Source organism: Pararhizobium mangrovi, from assembly GCF_006516965.1.
GTDB lineage: Bacteria > Pseudomonadota > Alphaproteobacteria > Rhizobiales > Rhizobiaceae > Pararhizobium_B > Pararhizobium_B mangrovi.
In genome coordinates, this window is record NZ_VHLH01000001.1 from 75924 (window position 1) to 88107 (window position 12184).

12 protein-coding genes are annotated in these 12184 nt (G+C 65.8%); 9 read left to right on the forward strand and 3 right to left on the reverse strand.

Going from position 1 to position 12184, the window contains the following annotated elements; translation table 11 throughout:
* Window positions 1–74: 74 nt before the first annotated feature.
* The 3 genes from FJU11_RS00380 to FJU11_RS00390 are packed head-to-tail and all read left to right on the forward strand — an operon-like array spanning window position 75 to window position 3777.
* Window positions 75–584 carry a 2Fe-2S iron-sulfur cluster-binding protein gene (locus FJU11_RS00380; protein ID WP_141165022.1) on the forward strand — a complete coding sequence of 170 codons (510 nt, stop codon included), beginning with the start codon at window positions 75–77 and terminating at the stop codon, window positions 582–584.
* Window positions 581–1570, forward strand: coding sequence for an FAD binding domain-containing protein (locus FJU11_RS00385; RefSeq protein WP_141165023.1), 990 nt, complete (start codon window positions 581–583; stop codon window positions 1568–1570). The genes FJU11_RS00380 and FJU11_RS00385 overlap by 4 nt, the downstream gene beginning before the upstream one ends.
* Window positions 1567–3777, forward strand: coding sequence for a xanthine dehydrogenase family protein molybdopterin-binding subunit (locus FJU11_RS00390; protein WP_141165024.1), 2211 nt, complete (start codon window positions 1567–1569; stop codon window positions 3775–3777). Before FJU11_RS00385 ends, FJU11_RS00390 begins: the two co-directional genes overlap by 4 nt.
* 183 nt (window positions 3778–3960) lie before the next feature.
* Here FJU11_RS00390 and groL read toward each other — a convergent pair whose 3' ends face one another.
* Window positions 3961–5595: a chaperonin GroEL gene (gene groL / locus FJU11_RS00395; protein WP_141165025.1), complete on the reverse strand. Its 1635-nt coding sequence runs from the start codon at window positions 5593–5595 to the stop codon at window positions 3961–3963.
* Window positions 5596–5975: 380 nt separating this feature from the next.
* On the opposite strand from groL, the gene FJU11_RS00400 reads away from it, so the two are divergent.
* From FJU11_RS00400 to FJU11_RS00415, 4 genes are all read left to right on the forward strand, one after another.
* On the forward strand, window positions 5976–6362 hold the full coding sequence (locus tag FJU11_RS00400; protein ID WP_141165026.1) for an MliC family protein: 387 nt from the start codon (window positions 5976–5978) through the stop codon (window positions 6360–6362).
* A gap of 108 nt (window positions 6363–6470) precedes the next feature.
* The gene (locus FJU11_RS00405) at window positions 6471–6929 is read left to right on the forward strand and encodes a host attachment family protein (RefSeq protein ID WP_141165027.1); all 459 of its coding nucleotides are present in this window, start codon (window positions 6471–6473) and stop codon (window positions 6927–6929) included.
* A gap of 209 nt (window positions 6930–7138) precedes the next feature.
* Window positions 7139–7507, forward strand: a complete 369-nt coding sequence (locus tag FJU11_RS00410; RefSeq protein ID WP_407946644.1) for a helix-turn-helix domain-containing protein — start codon at window positions 7139–7141, stop codon at window positions 7505–7507.
* A gap of 2 nt (window positions 7508–7509) precedes the next feature.
* On the forward strand, window positions 7510–8304 hold the full coding sequence (locus FJU11_RS00415; protein WP_141165028.1) for a DUF6456 domain-containing protein: 795 nt from the start codon (window positions 7510–7512) through the stop codon (window positions 8302–8304).
* Between the two features lie 34 nt (window positions 8305–8338).
* On the opposite strand, the gene FJU11_RS00420 is transcribed toward FJU11_RS00415, so the two are convergent.
* Both FJU11_RS00420 and FJU11_RS00425 read right to left on the reverse strand, forming a co-directional pair.
* Window positions 8339–8761: a SufE family protein gene (locus FJU11_RS00420; protein ID WP_141165272.1), complete on the reverse strand. Its 423-nt coding sequence runs from the start codon at window positions 8759–8761 to the stop codon at window positions 8339–8341.
* Window positions 8762–8885: 124 nt separating this feature from the next.
* Entirely contained in the window at window positions 8886–9395 is a 510-nt protein-coding gene (locus FJU11_RS00425) for a DUF5330 domain-containing protein (RefSeq protein ID WP_141165029.1), read from the reverse strand.
* Between the two features lie 434 nt (window positions 9396–9829).
* Here FJU11_RS00425 and FJU11_RS00430 point away from each other — a divergent pair, with 434 nt between their 5' ends.
* Together FJU11_RS00430 and FJU11_RS00435 are read left to right on the forward strand one after the other, a co-directional pair.
* Complete coding sequence (locus FJU11_RS00430) at window positions 9830–11515, forward strand: sensor histidine kinase (RefSeq protein ID WP_141165030.1); 1686 nt, start codon at window positions 9830–9832, stop codon at window positions 11513–11515.
* Entirely contained in the window at window positions 11490–12182 is a 693-nt protein-coding gene (locus tag FJU11_RS00435) for a peptidoglycan-binding domain-containing protein (protein ID WP_141165031.1), read from the forward strand. Before FJU11_RS00430 ends, FJU11_RS00435 begins: the two co-directional genes overlap by 26 nt.
* The last annotated feature ends 2 nt before the right edge of the window (window positions 12183–12184 follow it).

Genomic DNA, 12184 nt, shown 5'->3' on the forward strand with positions numbered 1-12184 from the left:
CCTTGAACCGGCGACGAGCGCATTAGTTACCGCGCCAAGACGGTTTCAACGCAATTCAAGAGAGGAAGGCCTCCGTGACAACGCTTACTGTCAACGGCAAGAGGCACGAGGTCGATGCCGACATACGCACCTCGCTGCTCGACGCACTGCGCGAACATCTCGCGCTTACCGGAACGAAGAAGGGCTGCGACCACGGCCAGTGCGGGGCGTGCACCGTTCTCGTCAACGGGCGGCGGATCAATTCCTGCCTGACGCTCGCCGTCATGCACGAGAACGACGAGATCACGACCATCGAGGGGCTGGGCCAGCCTGAGAACCTTCATCCCATGCAGGAAAGCTTCCTGCACGAGGACGGATACCAGTGCGGCTATTGCACGCCGGGCCAGATCGTTTCTGCCGTCGGCATGCTCGGCGAGTTCAAGGACGGATGGGCAAGCCATGCCTCCGGCGATCTCGAAGGCAAGCTCGACCTCAGCGATGCTGAGATCTCCGAGCGCATGAGCGGCAATATCTGCCGGTGCTCGGCTTATCCGAACATCGTCAACGCCATCCGCAAGGCCAGCGAAACGAAGGAAACGGCATGAGACCTTTCGATTATCAACGCCCGGCCGGCGCGGACGAGGCGGGTCGCCTCGCCGCCGAACCGGCGGCACGGTTCATCGCCGGCGGCACCAATCTGCTCGACCTGATGAAGCTCGAGGTGGAAACGCCCGAGCGTCTCGTCGATATCAACGGTCTCGGACTGCGCGACATCGAGGAGACGGACGAAGGCGGGCTTCGTATCGGTGCGCTGGTGACGAACGGCGATCTTTCTGCCGACCACCGCGTGCGCCACGACTATCCGGTGCTCGCCCGTGCGCTTCTCGCCGGGGCTTCCGGACAGCTTCGCAACAAGGCGACGACCGGCGGCAACCTGCTTCAGCGTACGCGATGCGGCTATTTCTACGAGCCGACGGCACCCTGCAACAAGCGCGAGCCGGGCTCCGGCTGCGGGGCGATCGGCGGCTATAACCGCATCCATGCGATCCTCGGGGCGAGCGAGCACTGCATCGCGACGCATCCCTCCGACATGGCGGTCGCCATGCGTGCGCTCGACGCCATCGTCGAGACGGTGAAGAGCGACGGCAGCACGCGGGAGCTGACGCTTGCCGAGCTCTACCGGCTGCCGGGCGACACGCCGGAAAAGGAAACCGATCTGGAGGCCGGCGAGCTCATCACCGCGGTGCGGCTGCCTGCGCCGATCGGCGGAACGCAGATCTACCGCAAGGTGCGTGACCGGGCCTCCTACGCCTTTGCGCTCGTCTCCATCGCCGCGGCGGTGAGGCTTGCCGACGGCAAGATCGAGACTGCGCGGCTCGCCTTCGGCGGTCTCGCGCACATGCCGTGGCGCGACGAGGCGGTGGAAAATCTGCTCGTCGGCGAGGCGCCTTCGGACGCGCTGTTCGGCAAGGCGGCCGATACGCTGCTTTCCGATGCGAAGGGCCAGGGCGACAACGATTTCAAGATTCCGCTCGTTCGGCGAACGCTCGTCGCCGTCCTGAGGGAAGCGACGGGGAGCACCCAGCAATGAATACGCACGTCATGGACAAGCCCGTCGGCCGTACGCGGCTCGACGATCGCACGCAGGACATCATCGGCAAGCCGCTCGACCGATACGAGGGCGCGCTGAAAGTCACTGGTACGGCACCCTATTCGCACGAACATCTGCAGGGCGAGGACGTCGCCTATGGCTTTCTCGTGCTCTCCAGCATCGGCAAGGGAAAGGTCACCTCGATCGACACGTCGGCCGCGATGGAGATCGAGGGCGTGCTCAGCGTCGTCGAGGGCGACAATATTCCCCGCGCCTCCGCCGAACCGATGAGCGACGGCCACAAGATGGCGAACGGCGGCGTCTTCCATTACGGGCAGCCGATCGCCTTCGTCGTGGCGAAGACGTTCGAGATCGCGCGCCAGGCCGCACATCTGGTGAAGGCCGCGTACGAAGAGGAAGAGGGCCGCTTCAAGCTTTCCGACGAGAAGGGCCGCGCGCGCATTTCCGACGGCGGCGTGATGGAATCGGACACCAAGCGCGGCGATTTCGAGAAGGCTTTCGAAAAGGCCGAGGTCCAGTACGACGAAACCTTCACGACGCCGAGCCAGTCGGCCTCCGCGATGGAGCCGCATGCCACCGTTGCGAAGTGGGACGGCGATCAGCTTACGATCTGGTCGAGTGGCCAGCTCGTCTCGTCGAACACGACGCAGATCGCGACCGGGGTCGGCATCGAGGAGAGCCAAATCCATTTCATCTGCCCGTATATCGGAGGCGGTTTCGGCTCCAAGCTGGGTATCGGTCCGGAAGCCGTGCTCGCAGCACTCGCCGCGAAGAAGGTCGGCAAGCCGGTGAAGGTCGCGCTGACCCGCCAGCAGGTCTACCAGGCGACATCGAGGCGCTCGGAAGCCATCCAGCGCATTCGCATCGGCTGCACGAAGGAAGGTCGCATCACGGCGATCGCCCATGAGAACTGGCTGGCCAATTCCGAAGGCAACGACTTCTTCGAGCCGGCCGGGGTTTCCACCGTCTTCCTCTACGCGGGCGAGGACCGGCTGGTCACCCACCGCGTGGCCCAAACGGACGTGCTGATGACGTCCGCGGTGCGTGCGCCGGGCGAGGCGGTCGGCCTTCTGGCGCTCGAAAACGCCATGGACGAGCTTGCCGAAAAGCTGGGTCTCGATCCGATCGAGTTCCGCAAGATCAACGAGCCGGACAAGAACCCGCAGGACGACACGCCGTTCTCCTCGCGCAAGCTCCTCGAATGCTACGAGGAGGGAGCGAAGCGGTTCGGATGGACGGATCGACCGGAAAAGCCGGGTGCGCGTCGTGAAGGCGACTGGCTGATCGGGTACGGAATGGCGGCCGGTTCGCGCAAGAACATGATCGTGCCGTCTTCCGCCGACGTCGAACTGACCGCCGACGGCCGGCTGACGATCCGTTCGTCGATGACCGATATCGGCACCGGGACATACACGATCCTTTCCCAGATCGCGGCCGAGGTGCTTGGTCTTCCGATCGACCGCGTGGACGTGGAACTGGGCGACTCGCGACTGCCTTCGGGTTCCGGGTCCGGCGGCTCGTTCGGTGCGAACAGTGCGGGTTCGTCCGTCTACGTCGCCTGCGAGGATCTCATCGCGCAGCTTGCCAAGCGGCTCGACGTCGATCCCGAAAGCCTGACGTTGAAGGACGGCTTCGCGATCGCCGGCAACCGCCAGGTTCCGATCGGCGAGATCGCCGGCGGCCAGACGCTTCTCGCCAGCGGTTCGATCAAGCCGGGCGAGACGGCCGAGAACACGCATCAGGCGAGCTACGGCGCGCATTTCTGCGAGGTCGGCGTGAACGCGGTAACCGGCGAGGCACGGGTTCGCCGCCTGCTGACGGTCGCAGCGGCGGGACGCATCTTCAACGAGAAGACCGCGAAGTCGCAGTGCTACGGCGGGCAGATCTGGGGCATCGGCGGCGCGCTGATGGAGGATCTCGTCGTCGATGCGCGCTCGGGCATGATCGTCAACCACAACCTCGCCGAGTACCACGTGCCGGTGAACGCTGATATCCAGAACCTCGAAGTCGTCCTGCTCGACGAGCACGACCCTTACGGGAGCCCGCTTGCGGGCAAGGGGATCGGCGAGCTGGCACTGGCCGGCGTCGGCGCGGCGGTGACCAACGCGATCTACAACGCCTGCGGCGCGCGGGTGCGCGACTACCCGATGACGCTCGACAAGATCATCGCGGGTATGACGGTCTAAATCGTCCGGATTTTCGGAAGAAGAAAGGCGGCGCTGCGGCGCCGCCTTTTTCGTTGTGCCGGGTAGCGCGTGTCGAGGGTTGAAGCCCCTCGTTGGCCGCGGAAGAGACGCTGGCCCGATAGGCAGAACGGGCGGTGCTTTTGCGCCGCCCGTTCCGGTAATCGTCGAGACTGGAAGGTGGGATCAGAAATCCATGTCTTCCATGTCCGGGTTCATAGCACCGTTGCCATTCGCCTTCTTCGGCTTTTCGGCGACCATGGCTTCCGTCGTGATGAGGAGGCCGGCGATCGAAGCGGCGTTTTCGAGGGCGGTGCGTACGACCTTTGCCGGATCGACGACACCGGTGGCGATCAGGTCTTCGTACTCGCCGGTCGCTGCGTTCCAGCCCCAGTTCGCCTCGTCCTTCTCGCGCATCTTGCCGACGATGACGGAGCCTTCGCGGCCCGCATTGATGGCGATCTGGCGTATCGGGGCCTCGATGGCGCGGCGGACGATGTTGATGCCGACTTGCTGATCGTCGTTCTTCGCCTGCAACGCGTCGAGGGCGCTCGCCGCGCGAAGCAGCGCGGTGCCGCCGCCCGGCAGGATGCCTTCCTCGACGGCCGCGCGCGTGGCGTGGAGGGCGTCGTCGACGCGATCCTTCTTCTCCTTCACCTCGACTTCGGTCGAGCCGCCGACGCGGATCACGGCGACGCCGCCGGCAAGCTTCGCCAGACGTTCCTGCAGCTTTTCCTTATCGTAGTCGGAGGTGGTTTCTTCGATCTGGGCCTTGATCTGGTTCACGCGGCCTTCGATCTGGTCCTTCTTGCCGGCACCGGAAACGATGGTCGTCTCGTCCTTGGTGATCTGCACGCGACCGGTCTGGCCGAGCATGTCGAGTGTGACGTTCTCGAGCTTGATGCCGACGTCCTCGGAGATGACCTGTCCGCCGGTGAGGATGGCGATGTCCTCGAGCATGGCCTTGCGGCGATCGCCGAAGCCGGGCGCCTTGACCGCTGCGACCTGAAGGCCACCGCGCAGCTTGTTGACGACGAGGGTCGCGAGGGCTTCGCCGTCGACGTCCTCCGCGATGATCAGCAGCGGCTTGTTGGAGCGCACCACCGCTTCGAGCACGGGCAGCATGGCCTGCAGGTTCGAAAGCTTCTTCTCATGCAGGAGGATGTACGGATCGTCGAAGGAGACGCGCATCTTCTCGCGATCGGTGATGAAGTAGGGCGAGAGGTAGCCGCGATCGAACTGCATGCCCTCGACCACTTCGAGCTCGGTCTCGGCGGTCTTGGCTTCCTCGACGGTGATGACGCCTTGATTGCCGACCTTGTCCATCGCATCGGCGAGGAACCGGCCAATCTCCTCGTCGCCGTTCGACGAGATGGTGCCGACCTGGGCGATCTCGCTGTTCTGGGCGATCGGGCGTGCCTGCTCGTGCAGGCGTGCGACGATCGCCTCGACGGCGGCATCGATGCCGCGCTTGAGGTCCATCGGGTTCATGCCGGCGGCGACGGCCTTCGCGCCTTCGCGAACGATCGCCTGGGCGAGAACGGTCGCCGTCGTGGTGCCGTCGCCAGCCTTGTCGTTGGTCTTGGAGGCGACCTCGCGCACCATCTGCGCGCCCATGTTCTCGAACTTGTCCTTGAGTTCGATCTCCTTGGCGACGGTCACGCCGTCCTTGGTGATGCGCGGCGCACCGTAGGATTTGTCGATGACGACGTTGCGCCCGCGCGGGCCGAGGGTCACCTTGACGGCGTTGGCAAGCGTATCGACGCCGGCGAGCAAGCGCCGACGGGCGTCGGTCGAAAAGCGGACTTCCATTGCAGCCATGATCTTACTCCAAGAAGCAGCAGCATTATTGACTGGGATGGCCGGTGCCGTGGGCGACCGGGCCTTGAGGGACCGGAACCGGTCCGGCACTTCGAATTTCGAAGAAGGGCGGCGGCGGGCGCCGTATGACGTGGCCGTGCCGGGAATGCGCGATGAAAAGCCGCGCTTTCCGGCGGGGCGAAGGCTCGTTTCCTCCTGCGGGCCAACCACGCCTGACGGATCCGGCGCCTGACCCACCGGCGTCGGTGCGGCACCTGCGCGATGGCGCGATGCGAGCGTCATTTGCGCGCTTTCTTCATGGCTTTCAATAGGCCAGGGCAAAAATATTGGCACTCGAATAGCATGAGTGCCAAGCACGGTTTCATAGGGAGACGAGAAGGATGAGACGCTTTCCTCGGGATGGTCGCGGATGGGCAAGACCGACGGTCCGGCGGCTCGCGATTCTCGCAGCCGGCGTCATCGCGATTGCACTGCCCGTGAAGGCTTCGGCCGGGCTCGCGATCGCCGGCGGCAGCCATACCAGTGCGGTCTATGCATGCTCGGACGGGACGCATCGGCGCGTGCATTACGTTCGCGACGGTGCGGACGCGCTCGCCATCGTGCCGGTCGATGGCGCGCGACGCATCTTCGTCAACGTGCTTTCCGGTTCGGGCGCACGCTATGCCTCGGGGCGGTTGATATGGTGGACGAAGGGACGCCATGCCGAGCTTACCGAAACGGGGAACGCTTCGCGACACGCACTCGATTGCGACACGGCGGACGATTGAAGCGATGCGACATCGATCGCGCGCGTACGGCAGGACGGTCCTCGCCTTTCGAACACGGAACCTGCCGGCTGCCGCGCCGTTGGGAGCGTGACATTAAAGGAGACGACCGTGAAGGAAGAGATCTCATTGAAAAACGAGGGTTGGGTTGTCGTCGCCGATGGCGAGAAGGCCCTTTTCCTCGTCAACGACGGCGATGAACTGCACCCCAATCTGCGGGTCTTCCGCGACCTCGAGCAGGATAATCCGCCCGATCGCGACCAGGGCACGGACAAGCCGGGACGCTCGCCGAACACCGGCCCTTCGCACAGCAGTGCGGTGCAGGAAACCGACTGGCACCGGCTCGAGAAGGAACGCTTCGCCAAGGGCATTGCCGAACGGCTCTACAAGCAGGCGCACAAGGGCAAGTTCTCCTCGCTGGTGCTGACCGCGCCGCCGCAGGTGCTCGGCGACCTGCGCAAGGAGCTGCATTCGGAAGTTTCCGACCGCATCGTCGCGGAGGTCGCGAAGGACCTGACGCACCATACGGTGGACCGGATCGAGAAACTGCTCCTGCGTTCGGACGACTGAAATCGACGCGTGGTCGTGCGCTACCACACGACCACGCGATTTTCTCCGGTTCGTCACCGGGTTCGGCGGGGAAGCGCCGAACGAAACGACGCGGCATTGCTTTCCCAACATACTGATCCGCAACGACTACGCCGTTCGCAACCTCGCCGCGCTTCACCGCTTGCACCATTTGATGTAGGAATTATTTCCTAGATCGAACGGAGCGAGCCATGCAGGATGCCGGAGTGTCGAGCCCTTCAGGGCGGGAGGGGCAGGGGGCGCGCAGATTATGCCTCGGCGTGCGCACCCTCGTCGAAGAGATGTACGGGGTCGCCGGCGGTCCGGGGCGGGCGCCGTGTTCCAAGCGCGGATCGCTGTGCCATGCCCGGCAGATCGCCATGTATGTCTGCCATGTGGTCATGCAGGTATCGCTGACGGAGATCGGGCTCGCCTTCGGGCGCGACCGAACGACGGTCGGGCATGCGTGCCGTGTCACCGAGGAGCGCCGGGACGACGGTGCCTACGACGAATTCGTGAGCGCCGTGGAACGCGTGGCAGCCGGCTTCATTCCCGGTCTCGACACGCGCGGGAAGGGCTGAGCATGGCCGAGCGAGGACGTGATCTGCCGGCAATGCTTCGTTTCCTCGCACGCGGCCAAGCGCGATCGTCCGCGGATGCCGGTGGGGCGGAACTCATTATGGAGCGCGATGGCAGCCGGAAGAGCTTTGCCCGGGCGACGGTCCACGAAGCGCTCGGGCGTGGTCTCGTGACGAGGCGCGGCACGACATTCGGTCTCGATCCGGCGGGGCGTGCGTTCCTCCGTCGTGCGCATGCGGCGGCCGGCGACGAAGCCTTTGCCGCACAGCATGGAGAACGCGTCAGCGAGACGCACACGATCGGAGCCGAAGAGCGGACCGTGCGCGTCAACGCCGAACAGTCGCCGCTTGCCGCCCTCGCACGCCTGAAGGGGCGTGAGAAGACGGCGTTCCTCGACGAACGGGCGGTCGCAGCCGGCGAGCGACTGCTGGCCGACTTCACGCGCGGACAGATGCAGCCGCGCGTTTCGGCGAACTGGGAGGCGAGCATCGCCTCGCGCGGTTCGCGTTCGGGCGGCGACGGGGCGGGCGAGCTGACGGAAGCAGCCCTTGCCGCGCGGCTGCGAATGGAGCGCGCGCTCGACGCCGTGGGTCCCGAACTTTCCGGGGTGCTCCTCGACGTATGCTGCTTCCAGAAAGGGCTTGCGATCGTCGAGCGTGAGAGGCGATGGCCTGCCCGCTCGGCGAAACTGATGCTGAAGACGGCGCTGGCCGCTCTGGCGCGGCACTATCAGCCACCGGCGACCGGGTCGCAGGCGCGCCGGGGACGTGAATATCGCTGGCGTGCGCCGGGTTCCTAGCGGGACGACGACAGCGGGGGACGGGCGGACGTCTCTACGCTGCGCTCGCTACCGCCGCTTCGGCCTTGATGCGGCCGATCATGGCGCGCAGGCCGTTCGCTCGCTGCGGGGTCAGGTGCTCGATCAGGCCGATGCGGGAGAACAGGTCGACGGCATCGAACGCCTCGATCTCGGAGGCGCGCTTTCCATCGACGGCCGAAAGCGTGATGGCGACGAGGCCGCGCACGATATGCGCGTCCGAATCGCCGCGGAAGACCATGACGGGATCGGTGCCGGCGCCGGTCTCTTCGTGGACGAGCCAGACCTGGCTGACGCAGCCCTGCACCTTGTTCGCTTCGGTCCTGTCGCCCTCGGGCATGTCGGGAAGCGCCTTGCCGAGCTCGATGACGTAACGGTAGCGGTCTTCCCAGTCGTCGAGGAATTCGAAGTCTTCGATGATGGTGTCGATATCGGCCATGGGCTCCCCTTCGGCTCCGGGTGCTATATAGGCCATCCGCGCTTCCGATGCACCGGGCGAAAAGCCCGTGAAGGCAAGGACGTTTCGCTCTTCCGCCGAGGCGGTTTGCGCCGGAAAGGCGATGTCAGGGATTCGGCGGCTGATAGGGGCGGGGCAGCGTGGCGCGCGCGGAATGAGTCTGGACCGCCGGGGCGACCCCCGGTCCGCGATCTGCTGCACGGGTGCGTGTAGGCGCGGGTGTCGGGACCGGAACGTCCATCGAGGCGTAGCGAGTGGACGCTTCGGCGAGGTGGGGGCGGTCTGCGGCGACCGCGGCCGGCTCGCGGGTTTCGGCCGACCGACCGCTTTCGGGTTCGCGATCGCCGAACTGGCGATCGAGGAAGCGGTAGGCGACGAATGCCCCTTCACGGGCGCGCTCGCCGAGAGCGCCGAGCGCTTCGCCGCCGGTTTGGCAGACCTCGGGACGGCGCGAGCAGATGCCGCTGACATCCTGAACGGCGGAGGTGGCGGCGATCAGCGTTTCGCCGAGCGGCGGTGCGGATGCCTCGTCCGTGTCGGTCCCGCCGGGTTGCGTCAGCGGCAGGAGAACCAGGACCAACGTGAACCAGAATGCCATCTTGATCAGGAATCGCATGGTACCCGCCTCGTTACGCAGAACATCGCCCGCTTCCGCTTCATCCGAATGCATGCGGTGCGAGGGGCACCATAGCGCGAACAAGCGAACGTCCGTTTGAAGGTTGCAACGACAATTGAATCGAATTTGTTTCAAATTGGAAAGGTGGTGTAGTTCCCGGAGCGTGCGCTTCCGTGCGGCCGGATCGTGGCCGGGGAACGACCGGTCTGCCTATGCTGTACCGGTTTGGGCACATTCCCCGAGAGGGAAAACCGGGCGTTAACCATGATGACGGTTTCAGGGGCGAAGCGGGCCGCAGGAGGGTGAAAAGGCGGGTCTGGAACGAAGTCGGGCGATCCCGCTTATTCATTCCTTAAATCGGCGAGTGCGATTTTCGCACCACCGAAATCGAGCATGATGAAACGGGTCCGGCGTTGCGTGTACCGAGTTTTTCCATGATGGGAATAGTAGCGCGTATCGATCGCTTCGTGGCGGGCTGGGTCCGTCAGGATGTCCTCGGCGAACGGGAGCGGCGCCTTCAGATCGCTTGCTTCCGCATGCTTGCGCTCGCCGCACTCGCGCTGATGACGGTGCTGCCGATCGCGCTCGCGACGGTGCTGCCCGTCGGCACGGTGCTCGCCGCGAGCATCGGCGGATCGGCGATGCCGCTGCTCATGGCGGCGATCCTGTCCACCGCGGGTTCGCGGGCGATTACCGGGCTCTCGAGCATGGTTCTCGTCGCGATCGCGGTCCTGATCGTTCAGCGCGTCATCGTTCTGCCTTCCGTCGTCCTGCCGATGAGCATCGCGGCGCCGCTGGCGGCGTGCCTCGTCTATCTCGGTGCACGGCTCATCGTGAACCCGAAGGGCACCGTGCCGGAGCACGACGAACGGCCCGACGCGGCGCCCGACCATGGTGCGATCTACGATCGGTTCGCCGGCCTCGTGCTCGTTCACGACCGGGCGGGCGACGTGACGGGCGTGCACGGCGCGGATGCGGGTGCCTTCGCGACGTGGCTGACGAAGCCGCAGGGGCATGGCTTCTATCGGGCGATCCACGTCGCGGATCGGCTGGCTTTCATGCAGGCGGTCGAGGCGGTTCGAAACGGCGGTACGCGGCAAAGCGTGGCGATCCGCATGCAGCGCGACATGGCGCTTTCGCACGAGGGGCAGTTCGTGCACCTGGCGCTGGACATGACGCCGCTCGGAGAACCGGGCGCGGTGACCGGCATTCTTACGCAGGCTCGCGACGTCAGCGCGGAAAAGGACGAACGCGCGGCTCTTTGCACGCGCGTCGAGCAGGCGGAAAGAGCCGACGCCGCGAAGACACGTTTCCTCACGGCGGTGAGCCACGAGATGCGCACGCCGCTGAACGCGATCCGCGGCTTTTCCGACGTGCTGGCCGGCGATCACGTCGGGCCCTACCTCGAAGGCAAGCAACGCGAATATGCCGGCTGCATCCGTCAGTCGGGCGATCATCTTCTGTCGCTCGTCAACGGGCTTCTGGACATGAGCCGCGTGGAGTGCGGGCGCTACGAGTTGACGCCGGCAACCGTCGATCTCGCGGCGACGATCGGCCGGTGCGAAGCGATGCTTCACCTGCAGGCACGCGAGCGTGGCGTGCACCTGACGAGCCGCATCGCGCGACACTGCGCGCCGCTTGTCGCCGATAGCGGCGCGATCGACCAGATTCTCATCAACCTGGTTGCCAACGCGATCAAGTTCACGGAAAAGGGCGGGGTCGTGACGATCGAAGCGGCGCAGATCGGCGATCGCATCCGGCTGAGCGTCAGCGATACGGGGGTCGGCATACCCGCCGAAAGCCTGGCCGTTCTCGGCGAGCCCTTCGTGCGCGGCAAGTCCGGCCCGACGATCGAGAGCGAAGGGTGCGGGCTCGGCATCTGCCTGACCAAGGGGCTCGTGGCGCTGCACGGCGGCACCTTCGCGATCGCCAGCGAGCCGGGACGTGGCACGGTGGTGACGATCGAGATGGCGCGCGACGGCAGCGGCATGGAGGAAGCGCGCGCGCCGAGCGAAACCGGCGGAACGGTGGCGATCGCCTTTCCGCCGTATCTGGCACGCCGCGAAGGCAACGAAACGGAGACGGACGCACACGATGACGCGCAAGCGCGGACAGCCTGAAAGCCGACGCAGGACGAAGAGGCGCCGGCGCGGACCGTTGGCATGGCTTTCGCGCAGGGCCGTGCGGCTCGTCGCACGCTATCCGGCGGCGACGGCGGGGACCGCGGCGTTCCTCGCGATCTTCGCGCTCGTTGCGGTGAATGCCGTGTGGTACCAGCCGGGCGCCCATCCGGCGCCGATCCTGGCGATGCGCGATCGTGCCGATGAGATGCCGAAGGTTGCGCGCAAGGGCGAGGCGGGCCTGACGGTCGATACGCTTCTGGCCGGCATCAAGGGCGACGATGCTTCGACGCCGTCTGCCGATGGCGATCGCACCGGGAGCATTCGTGCTGCCGGCGGTTCGAACGACGACGGCCAACACGATCTCGTGCGCGAGATCCAGCAGGCGCTGGCGGCGCGTCGGTTCTATTTCTCCGCGATCGACGGGCGTGCCAGCCAGAAGACGCGGGCGGCGATCGAAGCCTTTCAGGCGGCGACCGCACGACCGCTGACGGGCGAACCGAGCCAGGACCTGCTCGAGCAGATCCGTGCAACGCACCGAAACGGCAGTGCGGTACCGATGGAACGACCGAACGACGTCGCGCTCGCAGGTCGGAAGATGCCCGGAAAACCGCGGTCCGCTATCGCCTCCGTGCCGAAGCCACGGGCCGAGCCCTCGGAAGACTAGGG